This window comes from Achromobacter sp. NPDC008082, from assembly GCF_042957345.1.
Classification (GTDB): Bacteria; Pseudomonadota; Gammaproteobacteria; order Burkholderiales; family Burkholderiaceae_B; genus Achromobacter; species Achromobacter kerstersii_A.
In genome coordinates, this window is sequence record NZ_JBIBIB010000004.1 from 791,868 (window position 1) to 815,003 (window position 23,136).

Sequence of the window (23,136 nt, forward strand, 5' to 3'; positions counted from 1 at the left end):
GGTCGGGACGCGGGAAGTCCGTAGCTACTTTAGGGTTTAGAGGGTGTCGAGTTTCGTCAGCACCGCTTCAAGCGCGGACTCTACCGGAATCTTGGCCGCTTCGGTTTCCCGACGCGCTTGCAATTCCACCACACCATCGTTCAGGCCGCGTTCTCCAACTGTTACACGCAGCGGGGCGCCAATCAATTCCCACTCGGCGAACATGACCCCGGGGCGGGCATCGCGGTCGTCCAGGATGACGTCCACGCCGCGCGCCAGCAGCGATTCATAGAGCTTCTGAGCGGTGTCACGCACCGTTTCACTTTTGCCCCAGCCCACCGGGCAAATCACCACTTCGAACGGGGCAATGGCGCGGGGCCAGATGATGCCGCGGGCGTCGTGGTTCTGCTCGATGGCGGCGCCCACGATACGGGTCACGCCAATACCGTAGCAGCCCATTTCCAGCGTCGCCGGCTTGCCGGTTTCGTCCAGGAAGGTGGCTTTCAGGGCTTCGGAGTACTTCTTGCCCAGGTAGAAAACGTGGCCCACTTCGATACCGCGTTGAATGGAAAGCGTGCCCTTGCCATCCGGCGACGGGTCGCCCGCGACCACGTTGCGCAGATCGGCCACGAGCTCGGGCTCGGGCAGGTCGCGGCCCCAGTTCACGCCCTGGATGTGGAAATCTTCCTTGTTCGCGCCGCAGACGAAATCAGCCATGTTGGCGACCGTGCGGTCGGCAATCACGTGCACCGGCTTGGCCGTTTTGACCGGGCCCAGGTAGCCAGGCTTGCAACCGAAATACTCGACGATCTCGCTTTCGGTGGCGAAGCGGAAGCCCGCCAGGCCCGGCAGCTTGCCCGTCTTGATCTCGTTCAGTTCGTGGTCGCCGCGCAAGAGCAGCAGCCAGATGTCGACTTTGCCCTTGTCGCCGTCGGTGGCCAGGACGATCGACTTGATGGTCTTTTCCAGCGGCAGGCCCAGCAGCTTGGCCACGTCTTCGCACTTGGCCGCGCCGGGGGTGGCGACGTCGGCCATGGCTTGGGCGGGTTCGGCGCGGGTGGGGTACAGCGCCACGGCTTCGGCCAGCTCGATGTTGGCGGCGTAGTCGGTGTCGGCGTTATAGACCAGCAGGTCTTCGCCGGTGTCGGCGATAACCTGGAATTCATGGCTGCGCGTGCCGCCAATGGAACCCGTATCGGCCGCCACGGCGCGGAATTCCAGGCCCAGACGACCGAAAATCCGCATGTACGCGGCGTACATGTTGTCGTAGCTCTTGAGCGCGCCGGCTTCGTCACGGTCGAAGGAGTAGGCATCCTTCATGGTGAATTCGCGGCCGCGCATCAGGCCGAAGCGCGGACGGCGTTCGTCGCGGAACTTGGTCTGAATGTGATAGAAGTTCAGCGGCAGCTGGCGGTAGCTGTGGATTTCGTTGCGCGCGATGTCCGTGATGACTTCTTCGGACGTGGGCTGCAGAACGAAGTCGCGCTGATGACGGTCTTTGATGCGCAAGAGTTCAGCGCCGTACTGCTCCCAGCGGCCCGATTCCTGCCAGAGTTCGGCGGGTTGCACCACCGGCATCAGCAGCTCGATGGCGCCCGAGGCGTTCATTTCCTCGCGGACGATAGCCTCGACCTTGCGGATGATCTTCAAGCCCAGGGGCATGTAGGTGTAGATGCCGCCCGCGAGTTTGCGGATCATCCCGGCCCGGGTCATCAGCTGATGGCTGGCGACTTCGGCTTCGGAAGGGGCTTCTTTGAGGGTGTTGATGTGGTAGTTGGATGCGCGCATGTTTAAAGGTGGCAGCAGATACGTATAATCGACCGTAATTGTATTGAATTCGGTGGGGGTGGCCCATGCTTGACCGCGAAGGCTACCGCCCCAATGTCGGCATCATTCTCGTCAACAGTCGAAACGAGGTCTTTTGGGGCAAGCGTATCAGGGAACATGCATGGCAGTTCCCTCAGGGCGGCATCAAATATGGCGAAAGCCCGGTGCAGGCCATGTATCGCGAACTCCATGAAGAGGTGGGCTTGAAGCCCGAGCATGTCCGTATTTTGGGGCGTACACGCGATTGGTTACGTTATAACGTGCCCGATCACTTCGTCCGGCGTGAGTGGCGTGGCCACTATAAAGGACAAAAACAGATTTGGTTCTTGTTGCGCCTGGTAGGACGTGACAGTGATGTGTGCTTGCGCGCGACGCAGCATCCGGAATTCGATGCCTGGCGCTGGAGCCAGTATTGGGTGCCCCTGGACGCCGTAATCGAGTTCAAGCGTGACGTCTATACCCAGGCGTTGAACGAGTTGTCGGCGATCCTCTTTCGGCGTCATCACGAAACCCGCTACCTGCGCCAGCGCGTGCATGGGCAGCGGGCAGCAGAGAATTTGCCCGAAGGAACGGACGGTCATGCGCATATTGTTGGTTGAAGACGAACGGGACATGGCGTCCTGGTTGATGCGCGCGCTCGCTCAGAGCGGGTTTGTGCCGGACCATGCGGCAGACGCCCGCACGGCCGAGGCATTTATGGCAGGCACGGAATATGACGCCATCGTCATGGACCTGCGCCTGCCCGACAAGCACGGGCTGGTCGTCTTGCGCGAAATGCGCAACCGCGACGACCGCACGCCCGTGCTGTTGCTGACGGCCCAGGGCGCATTGCAGGATCGGGTCCGTGGCTTGAATCTGGGCGCGGACGATTTCCTGACCAAGCCTTTCGCATTGGAAGAACTGGAAGCCCGGTTGACCGCCTTGGTGCGCCGCAGCCGCGGCCGCCAGCATCCGCGCCTGCAATGCGGCTCGCTCTCGTACGACAGCGAAAGCCGCGCCTTCACGCTGGACGGCTCCTTGCTGTTCCTGACGCCCCGCGAGCATGCGGCGCTGGCAGCGTTGCTGACCCGCAGTGGCTACCCCGTGGACAAGTCGCAATTGTTCGGCAAGGTCTTCACGCATGACAGCGAAGCCAACCCCGATGCCATCGAGGTTGTGCTGCACCGTCTGCGCAAGAAGCTCGCCGGCAGCGATGTGCGCATCGTGACCGTGCGCGGGTTGGGCTACATGCTGGAAAGCGTGGCCAGCGAATCCGCGGAATCGGAATCCTAAGTGAGCTTGCGGATTCCGGGGCTGCCGCGTGTCGGCATCCGCGCGCTGCTGATCATCCTGCTGCTGCCCGGCGTGGTGGTATTGCTGGTCATCGACAGCCTGAACGACTACCGCACCCTGTCCGAGATCACCAACGAGGCGTATGACAGCGCCTTGGTGGAACCTGCGCGCGTGCTGGAAAGCAGTCTGGAATTCACGCCCGACGGCAATCTGCAAGTGGCCACGCCGCTGTATGCGCAGGTGATGCTGGAATCTCGCGCGGGCCTGCGCAAGTATTTCCGCATTGAACAGATTGATCCCCCGCTGCCGGACGGTTCGCCCGTGCCGGCGGACCAGGGCAAGACACTCTTGGGCATGCCCGAAATGCCACGCCCGCCGACCTGGCCGCGTTCCAACGGCCAGCCCATCTTCTACGACGGCGTCTATCGCAACGATCCGGTGCGCGTCGTGTCGGTGGTGCGCGATCTCTATTACCAGGGCCAGCATCGTCAGGTGCTGGTCGTAGTGGCGGAAAGCACGGGTAAGCGGATCGAAGCCGAGAACAATGCGCGGCGCCAGGAAATTCTGCGTGATGCGCGCATGCTGGCGCTGGTAGTCTTACTGGTCTGGTGGGGGGTGTCGTGGGCGTTGAAGCCATTGCGCCGTTTGCGTGCCGATATTCGCAATCGCCGTCCTGACGACCTGACGCCGCTGGACGCGTCGCGCGTGCCTAGCGAGGTGTCGCCGCTGGTCGACGCCGTCAATCACCACATTGCCCGCTACCGCCGCGTGCTGGACGAGCAGTCGCATTTTCTGGCCGACGCATCGCATCAGCTGCGCACGCCGCTGGCCATCATGTTGACGCAGGCGCAGTACGCGCTGCGTGAGCGCGACCCGGCGCGTACCCGCGAAGGGCTGCGCGCCATTGTGGACCAGCTGGGCCGCACGCGCCGCCTGACCGAACAGCTGCTGTCCTTGGCGCACGCCAATCAGGCGGATCAGTTGCCGCGCCAATTGCTCGACATGAATGCCGTGTCGCGCGAAGTCGTGCTTCAGTACTTGCCGCTGGCGCACGAGAAACAACAGGATCTGGGCTGGGTGCAGGCGGTGTCGGAAGCGGGGCTGGAAGTGGCCGCGCCGGTATCGGGCAACGAGGCCGAGCTGCACGAGGCCCTGTCTAATCTGGTGCACAACGCCATTCACTACGCGCCGGTTGGGGCGCGCATCACCGTGTCGGTCAGCCGGCTGGAAAGCCGCGCCGAGGTATCGGTGTCTGACAACGGCCCGGGTCTGGACCCCGAGTTGCGCGGCCGGGCATTTGCCCGTTTCGAACGCGTGGGTACGGATAAACCGGTTGCGTCCAGCGGGTCTGGGCTGGGCTTGGCCATCGCGCGCGCCTATGCGCGCCGAAATGATGGCGACATTGAACTGCGCGATGGCGAACCCAATGCGCAAGGCGGCGTCGGCCTGGCGTCGGTGCTGTGGCTGCCGCTGGCGCCGACGGTGTCGCAGTACCCGCGGCCGCTTGATGTCGAGCTGAAAGGCGAGCAGTAAAGCGAGTAGTAGAGCGAGCATCAAGGCAGGCTTCGAAGCGAGTCTCGAAGCAGGCATCAAAGCAGCCATCAAACCAGTCAATAAGCCAGGCATCAAAGCAGTCAATAAGCCACCCATCAAAGCAGGCAACCTTGCCGCTTTCAGCCCTCGGCTTTCAAATTTTTTTCTCTTTTCCCCCTTTCTTATGCCGTATCCACTCAGGGATAACCCCTGAATTCAGGAATGCGACAGCGCATAGAAAGCGGATTAGCAGCTTTCCTCCTTAATCTGCGCTCCGGCTCGTTGTGAAAGGGCCGGGCGAGGCTCGTGTCGAGCGCCGCATCAAGGGCCGGCACGGTCCTGCACCAGGAAGGAGGATGGAAGTGCAAAAAAATATCAACAGAAAGGACTATTACGGCGGCGCGCTGATGGTCCTGATCGGGTTGGGGGCGATATACGGCGGCACCGACTATCACATCGGGTCGCTGAGCCACATGGGCCCAGGGTTTTTTCCCGCCGCACTAGGCGGCTTGCTGGCGCTGACGGGCGTACTGATCGCGATCTCTGCGCGGTCGGCCGAACCGTCCACGCCCGCACCGGCTGAAGGCCATCCGCACGGCATGCCGGACATGCGCGGCAGCATCTGCATCTTGCTGGGCATTCTGGCCTTCTTGCTGCTGGGCCATTACGGCGGCCTGCTGCCGGCGACGTTCGCCATCGTCTTCATCTCGGCATTGGGTGATCGCAAGAACACCATCAAGCAAGCCATTCTGCTGTCGATCGCGATGTCCGCGATTGCAGTCGTCGTGTTCTGGTGGGCGCTGCAACTGCAGCTGCCGCTGTTTCGTTGGGGTTGAAGCGCCATGATCTCTCAATCTTTGATGGACCTTTGGTACGGCTTCGGTGTCGCGTTCCAGTGGCACAACCTGATGTGGTCGTTCTTTGGCGTGCTGGTGGGTAACCTCATTGGCGTGCTGCCCGGCATGGGCGCCTTGTCGGCCATTTCGATTCTGCTGCCGCTGACCTACGTCATGCAGCCCGTGCCTGCCATTCTGATGCTCGCCGGTATTTTCTACGGTTCGCAATACGGCGGCGCCATCGGCGCGATTCTGCTCAACTTGCCTTCGCATCCGCCGCACGCGGTCACCTGCCTGGATGGTTATCCATTGACCAAACAAGGCAAGGGAGGAACGGCGCTGGGCATCACGATGATCTGCTCGTTCTTCGCGGCATCGGTCGGCATCATCGTCATGATCTTCGCGTCGCCTTTGCTGGTCGAAGTGGCGTTCAAGTTCGGCCCGACCGAGATCTTCTCGATCATGTTGCTGGGCTTGCTGGCGGGCGCAACGATGTCGCGCGGCTCGCCGCTCAAGGGCGTGGCGATGACGCTCTTTGGCCTGATGTGCGGCGTGGTGGGCACGGACGTGAACACCGGCACCATCCGTTTCTCGTTCGGCTTGCTGGACTTGTCCGACGGCCTGGAGCTGGTGGCGATCTCGATGGGTCTGTTCGGCGTGGCCGACTTCCTGATGAGCGTGAACCGCATGACCATCATCGGCAGCGGCGCCAAGCTGCGCATTCGCGACATGCGGCCGACGAAGCAGGAATTGAAGACGGCGTTCTGGCCCATGGTGCGCGGCACCGCCGTGGGCACGTTGTTCGGCGCCATGCCCGGCACCGGCCCGACCATCACCACGTTCGTGGCCTACGCGCTGGAACGCAAGATCTCGAAGACGCCCGAAAAATTCGGCACCGGCATGATCGCAGGCGTGGCCTCGCCGGAAGCGTCGTCGCACTCGAAGACGCAGGTCGACTTCATCCCCACGATGAGCCTGGGCATTCCCGGCGACGCGGTGATGGCGCTGATTCTGGGGGCGCTCTTGATCCAGGGCATTCAGCCTGGCCCGCAGCTGATCACCGAGCATCCGGACATCTTCTGGGGCCTGATCGCCAGCTTCTGGGTGGGTAACGTGCTGCTGATGGTGCTGAACGTGCCGCTGATCGGTGTGTGGGTCAAGCTGCTGCAAGTGCCGTACCGCTATCTGTTCCCGTCTGCGTTGTTCTTCATCGCGGTGGGCGTGTACAGCACGCAGAACAGCCTCTTCCAGATTTGGGAAGTGCTGGCCTTCGGTGTGATCGGCGCCGTCTTGATGACGCTGGAGTTTTCGGTGGCCCCCATCCTGCTTGGTTTCGTGCTGGGGCCGATGGTGGAAGAAAACTTCCGCCGCGCGCTGCTGTTGTCGCGCGGTGATCTGGCGGTGTTCGTGCAACGTCCGATCAGCGCGTGGTTCATCGGCGCCAGCGCCTTGCTGATCGGGCTGCAAGTGTGGGCGTTCCTGCGCCGCGGCAAGGGCAAAGGTAAGAACAAGCCTGAAGTTCCGCAAACGGTTTAAGCGGCGCCTGCCACGCGGTACTTCCCACGCGGCACTCATGCTTGCGTGACAACGGCCCGGCTTCATGCCGGGCCGTTTGATTTGTGGGTCGCCATCCTGCATGCTTGAGGTTTCCGAAAGCCCTGAACCCGACACCATGCACATTCTCTTTGCCTGCCCCCACCACGATCCCGACGTCTGGGTGCCGCGCCTGGAAGCCTCCATGCCCGGTTGCCGTATTTCGGTATGGAACCCTGACGGCCCGCCTTCGGGCGCGGAAGTCGCCCTGGTCTGGCGGCCGCCGGCGGAGCTGTTCAAGCACGAGACGGGCATCACGACCCTGTTCAACCTTGGTGCGGGCGTTGATGCGTTGTTGAAGATGCCGGAAATCCCTGAGCACGTGCGCATCGTGCGCCTGGAAGACGCGGGCATGTCGGTGCAGATGGCCGAGTACGCCTTGTATGCGTTGTTGCGTGTGTCTCGCGATTTTGAAGCGTTCGATCAGGCGCAGGCCCGTCAGCATTGGGATACGCGTGAAGGCACGGCGCAATCGGATTGGCCCGTGGGCGTGCTGGGGCTGGGTCAGGTTGGCGCGCGCGTGGCGCAGACGCTGGCTGAATTTGGTTATCCGGTTGCAGGGTGGTCGCGTTCGCCGCGCGATATTCCCGGCGTCGAATCCTTTGCTGGCGAAGCCGCGCTGCCGGCGTTCCTGGCTCGTACGCGCTTCCTGGTGAACGTGCTGCCGCTAACGCCCGATACGCGCGGCATTCTGAACCGCGACACGCTGTCTCAGCTGCTGCCCAATGCGCACCTGGTCAACGTCGGCCGCGGCGAGCATCTGGTGGAAGACGATCTGGTAACGATGCTGGAAGAGGGCGAGATCGCGGGCGCCACGCTCGACGTATTCCATACTGAACCCTTGCCTCAAGACCACCCGTTCTGGCGCGACCCGCGCGTTCATGTCACGCCGCATATCGCGGCGCGCACCTTGCGTGATGAAAGCATCGCGCAAATCGCGGGCAAGGTTGCGCAGCTGATGCGCGGTGAAACCATCACCGGTGTCGTCGAACGCTCACGCGGTTATTGAGCTGCGGCGGCAACGGGCGCGACGGCCTTTTCCAGCCGTTGGTACATCGATGGCAGCCGTTGCGACAGAAAATCCAGCAAGGTCCGGACGGCGGGCATCATGCCCCGCCGCGACGGATAAATGCAATGCACGATGCCCTCCGGTGATTGCCATTGGGGCAGCACCGGCACCAACTGGCCGCGGCGCAATTCCTCTTGTGTGGCAATCGACGGCAGCAGCGCAATGCCGCGGCCGCGTACCGCTGCTTCCGTCAGCACGATGAAGTCATTGCAGGACAGCTGCGGCTTGAGCTCAATCTGCACCTCTTCGCCCTTGTCGTTGCGCAACGGCCAACGCACCTCGTTTTGCGGATCGGAAAAGCTTAACGTCGTGTGCGACGCCAGATCCTGCGGCGTGTCGGGCGTGCCGTGGCGTTGCAGATAACCGGGGCTGGCAACGAGCGTGCCACGCGCGGTGCCAAGATGACGCACGACCAGTTCTGCGTCGGTATCCAGCTTGGTTCGCACGCGCAGCGCCAGGTCGACGCCTTCGCGGATCAGGTCCACGCGCCGGTTTGTCACCAGCAACTGCACCGATATCGCCGGCCACGCATCCAGGAATTCCGGCAGCAGCGGCGCTAGCACGTCCTGCGCAATGGATACCGGGCAACTCACGATGACCGGGCCGGCAGGCTCTGACTGCAATTGCCGCATGGCGTCGTCCGCGGCTCGCGCGGAAGCCGCCATCTCGCGGCAGTAATGCAGATAGCGTTCCCCCGCGGAGGTCAGGCGCAGCCGGCGTGTCGTGCGTTGCAAGAGGCGCACGCCCAGGCTTTCCTCCAGATGGGAAATCCGGCGTGACAATCGGGATTTGGGAATATCCAGCGCGCGGGCCGCAGCGCTGAAGCCGCCTTGCTCGACGACTTGAGAGAAATAGTAGAGGTCGTTTAGATCTTGCATGATTGTTCTATTCCTGGAACGAACAGTTCATCATACCCGGGTTTATGCGAACAATGAACGGATCTACAGTGGTGCCATGCATTCGGGATCTGCCAACGCCATTCGGCGTCAAGCCCTGGCCCACAACGCTTTCAAGCATTGGGCGTGGCGCTGACAGATCCTGGCCGCCCGCCCAAGGCGGGCCATCCCTGGAGAAATTTGCAATGAAGACCCTCGTTATCCTTTCCTCGATTCTCGGCGACCGTTCCAACAGCAAGCAATTGGCCGATCACCTGATTGCGCGCATCAAAAACGCCAACCCGGCCGCGTCCGTGAAGGTGCGCGACATCGGCGCGCAACCCATTCCTTACTTCGATGGCAACACCGCTGGCGCGCTGTTCACGCCGGCCGATGCTCGCAGCGTTGAGCAACAGCGCATCGTTGAACTCAGCGATACGCTGGTGGCGGAAGTGATGGAAGCCGACCGCATTGTGTTTGCCGTGCCGGTCTACAACTTCAACCTGCCGGCCCAGTTCAAGAGCTATCTGGACTACCTGGCGCGCGCCGGCGTCACGTTCCGTTATACGCCCGAAGGCGTGCCGGAAGGCCTCGTCAAGGGTAAACAGGTGTTTGTGCTGACGGCACGCGGCGGCAAGGCTGAAGGCACGCCGTCGGACACGATGACGCCGTACCTGCGCCAGATGCTGGGCTTCCTGGGCATGAACGACGTCACGTTCATCGCCGCCGAAGGCATGGCGATGGGCGAAGTGGCCGCGCTGGAAGGTGTGACGCTGGCCAAGCAACGCATCGACGCGGTGTTGCGGGATGCCGTAGAAGCGGACTTGGCCGCGTAATCGGGTACCGCGGGTACCTCGGGTACCGCACCGCAGGCGCCGCGATAGCGGCCTTGCGCGGCCGACGTGCCTAAACAAATAAAAAGGCAAAAAAGCAAAAAGCAAAAAGGCGAGCCCCAGGGCTCGCCTTTTTCATGGCCGCTCGCATGCGGCGAACGTCGGGCCGCGCCGAGTTCAGTCGCGCAAACGTTTGATCAGGCTGGACGTATCCCAGCGGCCGCCGCCCATCTTTTGGACGTCGCCATAAAACTGATCCACCAGCGCCGTTACCGGCACGCGGGCACCGTTGTTGCGCGCCTCGGCCAGCACCAGGCCCAGGTCCTTGCGCATCCAATCCACCGCGAAGCCGAAGTCGAACTTGTCGTCGACCATGGTGCCGCCCCGGTTTTCCATCTGCCAGCTTTGCGCTGCGCCCTTGCTGATCACGTCCAGCACCAGCTTCATGTCCAGATCCGCCGCCTGGCCAAAGGCCACGGCTTCGGACAAGCCCTGTACGAGGCCGGCGATGCAGATCTGGTTGACCATCTTGGCCAGTTGCCCCGCGCCCGATGCGCCCACCAGCGTGACCGCACGGCCAAAGCTCTGCGCCACCGGCTTGATGGCGTCGAAGACGGCTTGTTCGCCGCCGCACATGATGGTCAGCACGCCATTGACGGCGCCGGCCTGTCCGCCCGAGACAGGCGCGTCCACGAAATTCAGGCCCAGGCCCTTGGCTTGCGCGTAGAGTTCGCGCGCAACATCGGCGGACGCGGTGGTGTGGTCGACGAACACGGCGCCCGGCGCCATGCCGGCGAACGCGCCGTCGGGTCCCAGCACCACGCTACGCAGGTCATCGTCATTGCCCACGCAGGCGAAGACGATTTGTGCGCCGGCAACGGCTTCACGCGGCGTTGCGGCATGGCGGCCACCGAACTCGGCAACCCAGGCTTGCGCCTTCGCGGGCGTGCGGTTGTAGACGGTCACGTCGTGCCCGGCGCGGGCCAGGTGGCCGGCCATGGGCAAGCCCATGACGCCCAAGCCGAGAAAAGCGACTTTCTGTGCTACGACCGCGTCGTAGCTCTTGGTACCGATCGTTGCCATGCAGGGGACTCCACGCTAGGTAGGTAAGGTCAGTCTGAGGACAGTAACCTTAACGCAATCAAAAGCCGGCGGCGAGTCCATCTCGACGGCTATCGCTGGCGCTGACATACCCGTCCACGGCGGGGTCGCCCAGCCGCCAGATGAATTGGCCTGATCCGAAGTCCATATAAGGGTCGTCGATGCCTTCCAGCACATGGCCACGCGCACGCAGCCCTTGGGCCACGGCAGGCGCAAGGCCGGGTTCGGCGTCCACGGCCAGCCCATGGTTCCATTTCCAGCGAGGCGCGTCGCAGGCGGCCTGTGGCTGCTGGCCGTAGTCCAGCATGCGTACGAGCGTCTGCACCTGCCCCTGTGGCTGCATATTGCCGCCCATGACGCCAAAGCTCATCACTGGCGCGCCGTTGCGCATCAGGAACCCGGGGATGATCGTGTGGAAGGGCCGCTTGCCGCCCGCCACCACATTGGGGTGATCGGGCTGGGTGCTGAAGCAGTGTCCACGATTTTGCAGGCTGACCCCCGTACCCGGCACCACCACGCCCGAGCCAAAGCCCATGTAGTTCGATTGGATGAAGCTCACCATCATGCCGCGCTTGTCGGCCGCGGTCAGGTAGACCGTGCCGCCCTGCGGCGCGTGGCCAGAGGCGAAGGCCTGCGCCACATTGGGGTCGATCAGCCCCGCGCGCTCGGCCAGATAATCGGGGCGCAGCATCTGCTCGGGCGTCATGCGCATATGGCGCGCGTCGGCCACATGGGCGTAGACATCGGCGAATGCCAGCTTCATGGCCTCGATCAGCAGGTGCTGGGTGTCGGGGTGGTCGATCGGGCGAGCCGCCAGGTCAAAGTTCTGCAAGATGCCCAGGGCGATCAGCGCGGCGATGCCTTGGCCGTTGGGCGGAATCTGATGCAGCGTGTGGCCGCGATAAGCCTGGCTGATGGGGGCGACCCATTCCGGCGCGTAGTCCCGCAGGTCGGCCAGCGTCAGTGCGGCGTCGTGGGCTTGCGCGTGCGCCACAAGCTTATGCGCGGTTTCGCCTTCGTAGAAATCACGTCCGCCGGTTGCGGCAATCCGCTTGAGGGTGGCCGCGGCGCCTTGCAGCACGAAATGTTCGCCGATGTGGGGCGGGCGGCCTCGGGGCAGAAAGTGATCGGCGAACCCGGGCTGGGGATGCAGCACGTCGGCCTGCGCCGCCCATTTTTCTTGCACCATGGGCGACACGGCGTAGCCGCGTTCAGCGTATTCGATGGCGGGGGCCAGCACGTCGGCGAACGCCAGCGCGCCCAATTTTTCATGCAATGCGGCCCATCCCCCCACGCAACCCGGCACGGTGACGCTGTCCCAACCCCGCATCGGTATCACGCCTTGATGCTTGCGGCGGAAGTAATCGACGTTCCAGGCGGCAGGGGCGGGGCCGGATGCGTTCAATCCATGCAGCTTCGAACCATCCCAGACGATAGCGAAGCAATCGGAGCCCAGTCCGTTACTGACCGGTTCGGTCAATGCCAGCGTCGCGGCAGCGGCGATGGCGGCGTCCACGGCGTTACCGCCTTGCGCAAGCACCCGCAATCCCGCCTGGGCGGCCAGGGGTTGCGAAGTGGCGACCACGTTGCGGGCGAACACCGGAGTCCGGGTGGTGGAGTAGGGGTTGTGCCAGTCGAAATTCATGCCGAATCATCGCGTGGGGGTAAACCCGTAGCTTACCGTAGATAAATCGGAATCTCGTACAGCCCGTAATGTGTTGAATTTATTGGTAGCTTTTGCCGGAGCGTGCGTCTGTCGCGCACAAAGAAAAACCCCCGGACGGGCCGGGGGTTTTTGAAAGCGGGACTGCCGCCGCAAGGACGGCACGTCGGGCTTTAATCTTCTTCGACGAAAGTCTCTTCGCGCTTCTTGCGAATGGCGGGCAGCGCCACCAGGATCACCAGGAACACAGCCACAGCCAGCAGGGAAGCCGACAGCGGACGCGTCACGAAGGTGGTGAAGTCGCCACGCGACAGCAGCAGGGCACGGCGGAAGTTTTCTTCCATCATGGGGCCCAGAACCAGGCCCAGCAGCAGCGGCGCGCCTTCGCACTTCAGCTTCGACCACACGTAGCCCACGATACCGAACATGGCGGTGGTGAAGATGTCGAACGCGTTGTAGTTCAGTGAGTACACACCGATCGTGCAGAACACGAGAATCGCCGGGAACAGGATGCGGTAAGGCACCTTCAGCAGCTTGACCCACAGGCCGATCAGCGGCAGGTTCAGCACCACCAGCATCAGGTTGCCGATCCACATCGAGGCGATCAGGCCCCAGAACAGCTCCGGGTGGCTCGTCATGACTTGCGGGCCGGGCTGAATGTTGTGAATCGTCATTGCGCCAACCATCAGCGCCATCACGGCGTTACCCGGGATACCGAGCGTCAGCAGCGGGATGAACGACGTCTGGGCTGCAGCGTTGTTCGCCGATTCCGGGCCTGCCAGGCCGGCCGGGTGGCCCTTGCCGAAGCGTTCCGGATTTTTCGAGATCTTCTTTTCCAGCGTGTAGGAAGCGAACGACGACAGCACGGCGCCACCGCCCGGCAAGATACCCAGGGCCGAACCCAGAGCCGTACCACGCAGCACTGCCGGGTACGATTCCTTGAATTCCTGCTTGTTCGGGTACAGCGAGCCGATCTTGTCGGTGATGTCGACGCGGTTTTCCTTCTGCTCGAGGTTGGTCATGATTTCGGCAAAGCCGAACACGCCCATGGCCACGATGGCGAAGTCGATACCGTCTTGCAGTTCCGGCACGCCGAAGTCAAAGCGGGCAACGCCCGAGTTCACGTCGGTACCGACCATGCCCAGCAACAGACCCAGGATGATCATCGCGATAGCCTTGGGCAGCGAGCCCGAAGCCAGCACCACGGCGCCAACCAGGCCCAGGCACATCAGCGAGAAGTACTCGGCCGGACCGAACTTGAAGGCGACTTCAGCCAGCGGGGGCGCAAACGCGGCGAGCAGCAGCGTGGCCACGCAACCCGCGAAGAACGAACCCAGAGCGGCGATAGCCAGGGCGGCGCCAGCACGGCCATTACGGGCCATCTGGTGACCGTCCAGCACGGTCACCACCGCGGACGTTTCTCCTGGCAGCGCCACAAGAATTGCCGTCGTGGAGCCACCGTATTGGGCGCCGTAGTAAATACCCGCCAACATGATCAGGCCGGCCACCGGGGGCAGCACGTACGTGATCGGAAGCAGCATTGCAATGGTCGGGACGGGGCCAATACCCGGCAGCACGCCAATCAGCGTACCCAGGATGCAGCCCAGCAGTGCGTAAAGCAGGTTCTCGGGCGTAAACGCCACCGAGAAGCCCAACATCAGGTTGTCAAACAATTCCATGACCGGTTGCTCCTTAGTTCATGCCCAGAAAGGACGGCCACAGCGGGAAGATCAGCCCCAGCCCCTTGACGAATGCCAGATACGAGAAGATCACCAGGAAGATCGCGTTGGCGACGGCGACCTTCAGGCTGAACTCGTGGCTGGCCAGGCTGCTGACAACAACCAGAATGAACACCGAGATATAGATGCCCAGCAGTTTCAGAACCAGGCCGTACAGAACGACCGATCCGACCACCAGGAACACGATGCGCCAGTCGAACTTGTCAACGTGCGTCTCGTGGGCTTTCTTGGACATCGAGCCAAGCAGCACGATGGCGCCCAGCAAAGCCAGAACAATGCCTAGCCAGAAAGGAAAGTACCCTGGGCCCATTCGGGCGGCAGTACCCATTTGGTAGCTGCTGGCTTGCCAGGCGAATCCCAGTCCAAGGGCGATGAACATCACCCCAGACCAGAAGTCCTGTCGATTGCGTAGCTGCATGATTGGTTGGCTCCTGTTTACAGCATGTAGATAAAAAAGTTTGTAGCCGGATGGGACTCGCCGAAAGGCGAGTGACAGGCACAAAAAAGGCACTTCGGGGTGCCATTAGTTATTCTGAAAGCGACGGCGTGGTTTCTTGAAAGGGCGAATGGTAATGGACGCCTGCCACGCTGCAAACCCTGTAAGCTCGGTGAAAGGCTGGGGTTTTCCCTAGAATTCGGGAACTCCCGACCCCCAGATGTAACCGCGCAACCGGTTTGAGGGTTTTTTGAAAGCTAAGTGAAAGTTTATAGAAAGAAATGCGAAAGCCAGATCGGCCGGATGCGGGGAATTTGGAGGAGGGGGGACTTTTCTTCTGGGGCCGGAATCGGGTAGTCTCGCGGCGCCCAAATCACAACCGTATTTCCTACTGAATATTGCCGGGTTTCTCACCTTGCGTGAAGAGGCCCGGTTCAACTCAGGATGGTTTACGATAGCGCCCATGCTGCAAGATCTAGACCAACTCGCCGCCCGAATCGGGCAACTGGTGCAACGCACCCGCCAACTCCACGCAGAGCGTGACGCGTTGCGCCTCCGCCTGAATGACTTCGAAGCTGAGCAGCGCGTGCTCAAGCAGCGCGCTGCCGAGCGCGAGGCTGAAATCGTCACGCTGCAAAGCAAGCTTCAAGATCACGACGGCGCGGTCACCGCGATGCTCGAGCAGGCACAGCAGGCCGAAGTCGCCTTGCGTGAACAGCTCGCTCGCGAAACCACCGAACGTCAATCGCTTGAATCGCGTTTCTCGGCACGAGAAACCGAGTTGCAGGGCAACCTGCAATCCCGCGACACCGAATTACAGCGCTTGCGCGTGGCCGCCGCCGCAGCCCGCGAGCGCATCGACGCCGTGCTGGCCCGTCTGCCGGGCGCACCGTCTGGAGAGCAACACTAATGGAACGCGTAGATGTCACCATCCTGGGGCGCGACTATTCCCTGGCCTGCTCCGCTGAAGAGAAGCCCACGCTGATGGCCGCCGTGCGCCACGTCGATCAACTGATGTTGCGCATTCAAGGCACAGGCAAGATTTCCAGCAACGAACGCATCGCCGTGATGGCTGCTTTGCAGGTCGCGGGCGAGCTTCTTGCCATGAAGGCGCCCGATGGTCCGTTAGGCGGTTTGGCGGTCGGCGACTTCAAGCGTAGAATTGAGGACATGAACGCAGTACTCGATGACGCCTTGTCGGGTCAGGAAAAACTGCTCTAACGTTCATAAGCAGTATTCAAGAATTTTCAGTTTGTCCCTGCCGTGTTCGTGACTAGGCCATACATTCTCTGAACCTATGCTTTCGGCATATGGTTGCGGGAGTGTAGAGCTGGAGTGATCGTCTCTCGTAGACGAACCCGACGCTCTGCGGAACGCGACCACCTCTTACCCTAGGGTTCGAGATGCCGGCCTTGACGGCACAGGCGGGGCATTTACCCAGCGGGCCTGCCATTAGCGCAGGTCCGCGCCGGGCACCTCATCTCTCCCTCCGCTCTTCCTCCCCCTGGTTTTTTCCTTTAGTCCTCCCTCCTAGGACCAGTCCATGTTCAAACACCCTGTTTTTTCGCTGACGAAACTCGGCGCAGCGTGCGCAGCCGTGGCCGCCATTGCCGCCGTTCAACCCGCCTATGCGCAAACGCCCGCCACCGCGCCAGCCGCCACGGAATCGTCCACGAACCGCTCACCCGAAATGACGCTGCAGGCGACTGCGTCGTCCGAGGTCAAGCAGGACACCGTCCGCATTTCGCTGTCAGCGGAAGTCGAGGCGCCGGATCAGCCGGCCGCAGGCAAGAAGTTGACGGCCGCACTGGACGACGCCATCAAGCGCGCGCGCGACACCAAGGGCGTTGAGGTTCGCACCGGCGGCTATAACGTGTGGCCGAACACCAATAGCAAGGGGAAGATCGGCTCTTGGCGCGGCCAGGGCGAAATCGTTCTGGAATCGAAAGACTTCGAAGCGGCCGCCGCGCTGGCATCCAAGCTGTCGGACAAGACCGCCATTTCGAACATCAGCTTCTCGCTGTCGCGCGAAGCGCGCGAAGCCGAAGAACGCAAGCTGCTGAAAGAAGCCGCGCAGGCTTTTAAAGACCGCGCACTGGCCGCAGCCAATGCGTTCGGCTTTTCAGGCTACCGCTTGTCCAAGTTGGAACTTGGCGGTTCGGGCGGCCCGATGCCGATGCCGCGCATGATGGGCGCCGCAGCCATGGCCAAGGACGCCTCTGGCGGCTACAGCCCGGACGTCCCGCTGGAAGCGGGAGACGTCACGGTCAGCATCGCCGTCAACGGGACGATCGTTTTGCAGTAAGACTGAACATGATGGCGCCCAAGGCGACCATCGGCAGGGACAGCCACTGTCCCATGCTCAAACCACCCGCGAGCAGACCCAGGAAGTTGTCGGGCTCGCGGGTGAACTCCACCAGGAAGCGGAACGTTCCGTATCCCATCAGGAAAAGCCCGCTCACTTGTCCCAGCGGACGCGGCTTGCTCGAAAACCACCACAGCAGCACGAACAGCACAATGCCTTCCAGGCCCAGCTCATACAGCTGAGACGGATGGCGCGCCAGCCCGTCGCCGCTGTCCGGGAACACCATCGCCCAAGGCACATCGGTGGGGCGGCCCCACAGTTCGCCGTTGATGAAGTTGCCCAGGCGGCCGAATCCCAAGCCCAGCGGAATCAACGGCGCAATGAAATCGCTGATTGCAAAAAAGGGCAGCTTCTTCTTGCGCGCGAACAGCAGCATGACGACGATCACACCGATCAGACCGCCATGGAACGACATCCCGCCTTGCCACAAATACGCGACTTCCAGCGGATGGGCCAGGTAATAAGACGGCTTGTAGAACAGCACATAGCCCAGCCGGCCGCCCAACACCACGCCCAGCACGCTATAGAAGATCAGGTCTTCAAGATCCTTCACATTCAGTGAAGTGGTGTGGCCGCTGGTGATGCGGCGACGTCCCAGCACGTACACCAGGGCGAATCCCGCCAGATACATCAGCCCGTACCAGTGAATGGCCAGCGGCCCGATCTGCAAGGCTACGGGGTCGAATTTTGGATATTGCAGCATGTTCTGCCCGACACAATAAAGTTGAATGATAATAACCGGCGAGCACTGAAGATTCGCATGCATGCAAGCGAGCCAGCTTCCCGGGTGCGTTCGCCATGTCCGCGCCCCGACGGCCGACAGGAGAGACAGACCATGCCGAACAATGAACGTTCCCGCCACATCACCCAGGGCGTCGCGCGCGCGCCCAACCGCGCCATGTACTACGCGCTGGGCTACAAGGAAGCCGACTTCGACAACCCGATGATCGGCGTGGCCAATGGCCATTCCACCATCACCCCGTGCAACAGCGGCTTGCAGCGTCTGGCCGACGCCGCGATCGACGCCATCCGCGCCTCCAGCGCCAATCCTCAGGTGTTCGGTACGCCGACTATCTCAGACGGTATGTCCATGGGCACTGAGGGCATGAAGTATTCGCTGGTCTCGCGCGAAGTCATTGCGGACTGTATTGAAACCGCCGCGCAGGGCCAGTGGATGGACGGCGTGGTGGTGATCGGCGGCTGCGACAAAAACATGCCGGGCGGCATGATCGCACTGGCCCGCACCAACGTGCCGGGCATCTACGTCTATGGCGGCACCATCAAGCCCGGACATTACAAAGGCAATGACCTGACCATCGTGTCAGTGTTCGAAGCCGTGGGCGAATACACGATGGGCCGCATGCCCGAAGCCGACTTCAAGCAGATCGAGAAATGCGCGATCCCGGGCTCCGGTTCCTGTGGCGGCATGTACACCGCCAACACCATGAGCTCCGCCTTCGAAGCCATGGGCATGAGCTTGCCGTATTCCAGCACGATGGCCAACGAAGACGACGAAAAAGTCGTGTCCGCTGCGGAATCGGCGCGCGTGCTGGTCGACGCGGTCAGACGCAACTTGCGGCCGCGCGACATCATCACGCGCGAGTCCATCGAGAACGCCGTGTCCGTCATCATGGCCACGGGCGGCTCCACTAATGCCGTGCTGCACTTCCTGGCGATCGCGCACGCGGCTGAAGTGCCGTGGACGATTGATGACTTCGAACGCATCCGCAAACGTGTGCCGGTGCTGTGCAATTTGAAGCCCTCGGGGAAGTATGTCGCCACCGATCTGCATCGCGCGGGCGGTATTCCCCAAGTCATGAAGCTGTTGCTCAACGCAGGGCTGCTGCATGGCGATTGCATCACGATCAGCGGCAAGACCATTGCGGAAACCCTGGCGCACGTGCCGGACGCGCCGCGTGCGGATCAGGACGTCATCATGCCGATCGACCGCGCGCTGTATCCGCAAGGGCACCTGGCCATCCTCAAGGGGAATCTGTCGCCAGAAGGCTGTGTGGCGAAGATTACCGGGCTGAAGAACCCCGTCATGACGGGCCCCGCGCGCGTCTTTGATTCCGAAGACGACGCGATGACGGCCATCATGGCCCAGCAGATCAAGGATGGCGACGTGGTGGTCATCCGCTATGAAGGCCCCAAGGGCGGTCCCGGCATGCGCGAAATGCTGGCCCCCACTTCTGCGCTGGTGGGGCAGGGCTTGGGTGAAACGGTTGGGCTGATTACCGACGGGCGCTTTTCCGGCGGCACCTGGGGCATGGTGGTGGGACACGTCGCACCCGAAGCATTTGTTGGCGGCCCGATCGCTCTGATTCAAGAGGGCGATTCGGTTACCATCGATGCCCACAAGCTGTTGTTGCAGCTCAATATCAGCGACGAAGACCTGGCGGCTCGTCGACAGGCCTGGGTCCCGCCCAAGCCGCGTTATACACGCGGTGTGCTCGCCAAATTCGGCAAGCTCGCCAGCACCGCGAGCCGTGGGGCAGTAACCGATGCATTTGAAGATTAGTGTGTGGCTGGCCGTGGCCGGCGTCATGAGCGCTGGCGCGGTCCACGCGCAAACCACTGGCCTGGATCTGGCCAAGAGCAAAGCCTGTATGGCCTGCCACCAAGTGGAAACCAAGCGCGTGGGTCCGCCCTTGAAGGGCGTGGCGGAACGTTATGCAGGGCAAGGCGACGCCATGGTGGACTACCTGGCGGGCAAGATCCGCGGGGGCGGCCGCGGCGCCTGGGGCGCTGTACCCATGCCCGCGCAGACGCACGTCAGCCAGGAAGACGCCCGCCTGTTGGCCGAATGGATCTTGTCGCTGGCGCCGCCCAAGCAGTAGCCTTATTCTCTATGCCCCGCGCACGAAGCCGGGGCGCCGGCCGCAAGTAGCGGCCGACTACTAGAAAGGAATCGTCATGGCAGAACAACCCTCTCCGGGCAACGAAGTCGCCGTTCTTGGCGGCGGCTGCTTCTGGTGCGTCGAAGCGGTCTTCACTGATCTGCGGGGCGTCAAAAGCGTGCTGCCCGGCTACAGCGGCGGACACGTCGACAACCCCAGCTACGAACAGGTGTGCGGCAAGGACACCGGCCACATCGAAGTCGCCCGTGTGGAATTCGATCCCGCCGAGTTGTCGTTCAGCGATTTGCTGCGTGTCTTCTTCGCTACGCACGACCCCACCACGCCGGGGCGCCAAGGCAATGACATCGGCCCGCAGTACGAATCGGCAATCTTCTGGCAGAACGAGTCCCAGCGCGAGCAAGCGCAAGCCGTCATTGCCGAAGTCGAGGCGCAACAGGTTTACGACGCGCCCATCGTCACGAAGCTGCTGGCGCCCGCCACGTTCTGGCAGGCCGAGGACTATCACAGCAACTACTTCGCGCTGCATCCCGAACAGGGCTATTGCCAGTTCGTGATCGCGCCCAAGGTCGCGAAGTTCCGCAAGCAGTTCCAGGACCGCCTGAAGCGTTAAGCCCGTTTTGCCCGTTCGGTTTCGAGCGGGCAAAAAAAACCTCACCACCAGGTGAGGCCTCAAAGCCAGCGCCGATACTTAAGCACCGGGCGCTGGCGGGGGAAGTGCTTACTCGACCGTCTTCACAACGCCGCGGCGCATCTGGTCCAGCTCGATCGATTCGAACAGCGCTTTGAAGTTGCCTTCACCAAAGCCGTCGTTGCCCTTGCGCTGGATGATCTCGAAGAAGATCGGCCCGATCTGATTTTCGGTGAAGATCTGCAAGAGCAGTCCGCCGCCGGGGGCGCCATCCAGCAGGATGCGGTTCTTCTGCAGGCGCGCCACGTCTTCGCCGTGGTTGGGCAAGCGGCGGTCCAGCAGTTCGTAGTAGGTTTCCGGCGTATCCAGGAACACCACGCCCGATTCGCGCAGGGCTTCAATCGTGCTGTAAATGTCATCCGTGGCCATGGCGATGTGCTGAATGCCTTCGCCGCGGTACAAGTCCAGATACTCCTGGATCTGGCCTTTCTCTTCCGTGCCTTCTTCGTTGATCGGAATGCGGATGTTGCCGCACGGCGAGGTCATGGCCTTGGACTTGACGCCTGTTACCTTGCCTTCGATATCGAAATAGCGCACTTCGCGGAAATTGAACAGGCGTTCGTAGAACTCCGACCACTCGGCCATGCGGCCCTTGTGGACGTTGTGCGTCAAGTGGTCCACCAGCGTCAAGCCGGCGCCGCGATGGTTCAAGTCAGCTTGCGCGTTGCCCGGGTCCACCGGCACGAAGTCGACGTCATAGATGCTGATATCGCCGATACCGCCGTGGCCTTCCTTGCCTGTCCAGCGGTCAACCAGATAGATCAGCGAATCGCCAATACCCTTGATGGCGGGAATGTTCAGCTCCATCGGACCGCTATGCGAGTCGAAGCCCCAGGCGCCCAGTTCCAGCGCGCGCTTGTACGCAGCATTGGCGTCTTGCACGCGGAAGCCAATCGCACAGATCGACGGGCCATGCAGACGCGCGAAACGTTGAGCGAAGGAATCTGGTTCGGCATTGATCAGGAAGTTGACGCCGCCTTGGCGGTAGAGCGTCACATCCTTGTGGCGATGTTTGGCGATGGCTTTGAAGCCCAGCAGCTCGAACACCTTGCGCAGCGCGGCGGGGTCCGGCGCGGCGTACTCGATGAATTCGAACCCGGCGGTGCCCATCGGGTTGTCCCAGGGTTGGAAAGCGCTGCTCATAGGTCTGCTCCCTTGCATCATTTTTCAGGACGACTTGTTCTTCAAGTCTAGACGGAGATTGTAGGAAGGAAGCTCAGGCAGACAATTGCAAAGATGGCTCAATACATGCGCCATTGAGCAATAATATTGCCGTCAATAAATAATTTGGGGCTAAAAATGTCTGACATAGAGCTGGATAGGACAGATCTAAGGATTTTGGCTGAATTGCAGAGGGATGGCAGGCTCAGTAACCAGGAGCTGGCCGACCGGGTTTCGCTATCACCTAGCCCTTGCTTGCGCCGCGTTCGCCGCCTGGAAGAGAAGGGCTTCATCAAGAAGTACGTGGCATTGATCGACGCAGAAAAGGTCGGCCTGGGGTTGCTTGCCTACGTGAACATCCGACTGAACAAACATAGCGGCTCCAGTCATGCGCCCATGAGCGACTTTGCCCGAGACGTGCAGCTTTGGCCGGAAGTGGTTGAGTGCTATGCCATGTCGGGTGATATGGACTACCTGTTGCGTATCCAAGTGGCCGACTTGGCGCATTTCTCCAAGTTCGCGATGGATACGTTGATGCGCCACCCGGCGGTCATCGACATGCGGTCCTTCTTCGCGCTGCAGCAGATCAAGGAGACCACCGAGCTCAGGCTGTGAGGGGTTTTTGTGCTCTCTATATATAGAGGGGCTAGAAAGCGAGGCCAAAGGATGCGTCCTGGCGGCGGAGTAGCGCCAACTTCCAAGTGGGGGCGTACTTATTCTTAGCGCCCTCCTATATAGAGTAGATAGAGTAGGGAGGAACACCGAGTAAACGTTCGCGTGCCGCCCGTCACGGAGGGGCTGCGAATAGACGGCGCGGGAGGGGTTGCCGGTGGCAGCCGGGTGTGTCCCCTGAAAACTTCATCTTTCTGCAAAAAGGGTGTCATCTTGGCCGCACACGGAAATTTTCCGTGCTATAGTCTCGCTCCTTCGCAGTTCAGACAGTTTTGAGCCGCGAAGACAAGGCAAGCGCAACAGGCCGAGCAGAAGTCTCCAGAAGGGGAAACAGGCTAGGTCTGCCGCCAAGCGATCAGAAATGAAAGCTAAGCGGTTATTGCAAGGATTGCAGCAAATCAGGCAAAAGCCAGTTGCGCAATCTGCAAAAATCGTGCTATAGTCTTGGGCTTGGCTGGTGATGAAGATTAAGGGTTTACCCGGATCGAATTGCTAGCCACCTGAGCAGTAACCAGCCCCTGAATGCAGGGCCAAAGCGAGTGCGAAAGCAAAAGCGGCGGGTTGCAAGATAGGATGCAAATTAGGCAAAAGCCGGTTGCATAATCTGCAAAAGTTGTGTTATAGTTTCAGGCT

22 protein-coding genes and 1 other RNA gene are annotated in these 23,136 nt (G+C 61.7%); 15 read left to right on the forward strand and 8 right to left on the reverse strand.

Annotated features, from left to right (window positions below; translation table 11 throughout):
• Positions 1-36: 36 nt before the first annotated feature.
• Positions 37-1,767 carry a proline--tRNA ligase gene (locus tag ACFZAI_RS19700; protein WP_391568512.1) on the reverse strand — a complete coding sequence of 577 codons (1,731 nt, stop codon included), beginning with the start codon at positions 1,765-1,767 and terminating at the stop codon, positions 37-39.
• 65 nt (positions 1,768-1,832) lie between these two features.
• Between ACFZAI_RS19700 and ACFZAI_RS19705 the strand changes: the two genes are divergently transcribed.
• The 6 genes from ACFZAI_RS19705 to ACFZAI_RS19730 all read left to right on the forward strand — a co-directional run bounded on the left by ACFZAI_RS19705 (position 1,833) and on the right by ACFZAI_RS19730 (position 8,049).
• Positions 1,833-2,405, forward strand: coding sequence for an RNA pyrophosphohydrolase (locus tag ACFZAI_RS19705; protein WP_006217428.1), 573 nt, complete (start codon positions 1,833-1,835; stop codon positions 2,403-2,405).
• Positions 2,386-3,078 carry a response regulator gene (locus ACFZAI_RS19710; protein WP_054427356.1) on the forward strand — a complete coding sequence of 231 codons (693 nt, stop codon included), beginning with the start codon at positions 2,386-2,388 and terminating at the stop codon, positions 3,076-3,078. Before ACFZAI_RS19705 ends, ACFZAI_RS19710 begins: the two co-directional genes overlap by 20 nt.
• Positions 3,079-4,611 carry a sensor histidine kinase gene (locus tag ACFZAI_RS19715; protein ID WP_391568513.1) on the forward strand — a complete coding sequence of 511 codons (1,533 nt, stop codon included), beginning with the start codon at positions 3,079-3,081 and terminating at the stop codon, positions 4,609-4,611.
• A gap of 356 nt (positions 4,612-4,967) precedes the next feature.
• The gene (locus tag ACFZAI_RS19720; RefSeq protein ID WP_391568514.1) at positions 4,968-5,447 is read left to right on the forward strand and encodes a tripartite tricarboxylate transporter TctB family protein; all 480 of its coding nucleotides are present in this window, start codon (positions 4,968-4,970) and stop codon (positions 5,445-5,447) included.
• A gap of 6 nt (positions 5,448-5,453) precedes the next feature.
• Positions 5,454-6,983 carry a tripartite tricarboxylate transporter permease gene (locus ACFZAI_RS19725; RefSeq protein WP_391568515.1) on the forward strand — a complete coding sequence of 510 codons (1,530 nt, stop codon included), beginning with the start codon at positions 5,454-5,456 and terminating at the stop codon, positions 6,981-6,983.
• 136 nt (positions 6,984-7,119) lie between these two features.
• The gene (locus tag ACFZAI_RS19730; protein ID WP_391568543.1) at positions 7,120-8,049 is read left to right on the forward strand and encodes a 2-hydroxyacid dehydrogenase; all 930 of its coding nucleotides are present in this window, start codon (positions 7,120-7,122) and stop codon (positions 8,047-8,049) included.
• Here the strand turns inward: ACFZAI_RS19730 and ACFZAI_RS19735 are convergent.
• On the reverse strand, positions 8,043-8,987 hold the full coding sequence (locus ACFZAI_RS19735; protein WP_391568516.1) for a LysR family transcriptional regulator: 945 nt from the start codon (positions 8,985-8,987) through the stop codon (positions 8,043-8,045). The two genes, ACFZAI_RS19730 and ACFZAI_RS19735, sit on opposite strands and share 7 nt — an antisense overlap.
• Before the next feature lie 203 nt (positions 8,988-9,190).
• Between ACFZAI_RS19735 and ACFZAI_RS19740 the strand changes: the two genes are divergently transcribed.
• A complete protein-coding gene (locus ACFZAI_RS19740; RefSeq protein WP_391568517.1) occupies positions 9,191-9,820 on the forward strand; it encodes an FMN-dependent NADH-azoreductase in 630 nt (209 codons plus the stop codon).
• Positions 9,821-9,994: 174 nt separating this feature from the next.
• On the opposite strand, the gene ACFZAI_RS19745 is transcribed toward ACFZAI_RS19740, so the two are convergent.
• The 4 genes from ACFZAI_RS19745 to ACFZAI_RS19760 all read right to left on the reverse strand — a co-directional run bounded on the left by ACFZAI_RS19745 (position 9,995) and on the right by ACFZAI_RS19760 (position 14,738).
• Positions 9,995-10,900 carry an NAD(P)-dependent oxidoreductase gene (locus ACFZAI_RS19745; protein WP_391568518.1) on the reverse strand — a complete coding sequence of 302 codons (906 nt, stop codon included), beginning with the start codon at positions 10,898-10,900 and terminating at the stop codon, positions 9,995-9,997.
• 58 nt (positions 10,901-10,958) lie between these two features.
• Entirely contained in the window at positions 10,959-12,563 is a 1,605-nt protein-coding gene (locus tag ACFZAI_RS19750) for a gamma-glutamyltransferase family protein (protein ID WP_391568519.1), read from the reverse strand.
• Between the two features lie 191 nt (positions 12,564-12,754).
• A complete protein-coding gene (locus ACFZAI_RS19755; RefSeq protein WP_006225996.1) occupies positions 12,755-14,260 on the reverse strand; it encodes a tripartite tricarboxylate transporter permease in 1,506 nt (501 codons plus the stop codon).
• A 13-nt stretch (positions 14,261-14,273) separates the two neighbouring features.
• A complete protein-coding gene (locus ACFZAI_RS19760; protein WP_006225997.1) occupies positions 14,274-14,738 on the reverse strand; it encodes a tripartite tricarboxylate transporter TctB family protein in 465 nt (154 codons plus the stop codon).
• Positions 14,739-15,219: 481 nt separating this feature from the next.
• Here ACFZAI_RS19760 and ACFZAI_RS19765 point away from each other — a divergent pair, with 481 nt between their 5' ends.
• The 4 genes from ACFZAI_RS19765 to ACFZAI_RS19780 all read left to right on the forward strand — a co-directional run bounded on the left by ACFZAI_RS19765 (position 15,220) and on the right by ACFZAI_RS19780 (position 17,061).
• Positions 15,220-15,666, forward strand: a complete 447-nt coding sequence (locus tag ACFZAI_RS19765; RefSeq protein ID WP_391568521.1) for a hypothetical protein — start codon at positions 15,220-15,222, stop codon at positions 15,664-15,666.
• Entirely contained in the window at positions 15,666-15,977 is a 312-nt protein-coding gene (locus tag ACFZAI_RS19770; RefSeq protein WP_006217444.1) for a cell division protein ZapA, read from the forward strand. The genes ACFZAI_RS19765 and ACFZAI_RS19770 overlap by 1 nt, the downstream gene beginning before the upstream one ends.
• A 31-nt stretch (positions 15,978-16,008) precedes the next feature.
• Positions 16,009-16,191: non-coding RNA, 6S RNA (gene ssrS, locus ACFZAI_RS19775), on the forward strand.
• A 108-nt stretch (positions 16,192-16,299) separates the two neighbouring features.
• Positions 16,300-17,061, forward strand: coding sequence for an SIMPL domain-containing protein (locus ACFZAI_RS19780; RefSeq protein WP_391568522.1), 762 nt, complete (start codon positions 16,300-16,302; stop codon positions 17,059-17,061).
• Here ACFZAI_RS19780 and lgt read toward each other — a convergent pair.
• A complete protein-coding gene (lgt, locus tag ACFZAI_RS19785; protein WP_054427366.1) occupies positions 17,036-17,824 on the reverse strand; it encodes a prolipoprotein diacylglyceryl transferase in 789 nt (262 codons plus the stop codon). The genes ACFZAI_RS19780 and lgt overlap by 26 nt on opposite strands.
• A gap of 132 nt (positions 17,825-17,956) precedes the next feature.
• On the opposite strand from lgt, the gene ilvD reads away from it, so the two are divergent.
• The 3 genes from ilvD (at position 17,957) to msrA (ending at position 20,592) form a co-directional block, all read left to right on the forward strand.
• The gene (gene ilvD / locus ACFZAI_RS19790) at positions 17,957-19,642 is read left to right on the forward strand and encodes a dihydroxy-acid dehydratase (protein WP_391568523.1); all 1,686 of its coding nucleotides are present in this window, start codon (positions 17,957-17,959) and stop codon (positions 19,640-19,642) included.
• Complete coding sequence (locus ACFZAI_RS19795; RefSeq protein WP_391568524.1) at positions 19,626-19,961, forward strand: c-type cytochrome; 336 nt, start codon at positions 19,626-19,628, stop codon at positions 19,959-19,961. Before ilvD ends, ACFZAI_RS19795 begins: the two co-directional genes overlap by 17 nt.
• 76 nt (positions 19,962-20,037) lie before the next feature.
• Positions 20,038-20,592, forward strand: coding sequence for a peptide-methionine (S)-S-oxide reductase MsrA (msrA, locus tag ACFZAI_RS19800; protein ID WP_391568525.1), 555 nt, complete (start codon positions 20,038-20,040; stop codon positions 20,590-20,592).
• A 108-nt stretch (positions 20,593-20,700) separates the two neighbouring features.
• On the opposite strand, the gene hppD is transcribed toward msrA, so the two are convergent.
• A complete protein-coding gene (gene hppD / locus ACFZAI_RS19805; protein ID WP_175171617.1) occupies positions 20,701-21,813 on the reverse strand; it encodes a 4-hydroxyphenylpyruvate dioxygenase in 1,113 nt (370 codons plus the stop codon).
• Positions 21,814-21,969: 156 nt separating this feature from the next.
• Here hppD and ACFZAI_RS19810 point away from each other — a divergent pair, with 156 nt between their 5' ends.
• Positions 21,970-22,446 carry an Lrp/AsnC family transcriptional regulator gene (locus ACFZAI_RS19810; protein WP_054427370.1) on the forward strand — a complete coding sequence of 159 codons (477 nt, stop codon included), beginning with the start codon at positions 21,970-21,972 and terminating at the stop codon, positions 22,444-22,446.
• Positions 22,447-23,136 lie beyond the last annotated feature (690 nt).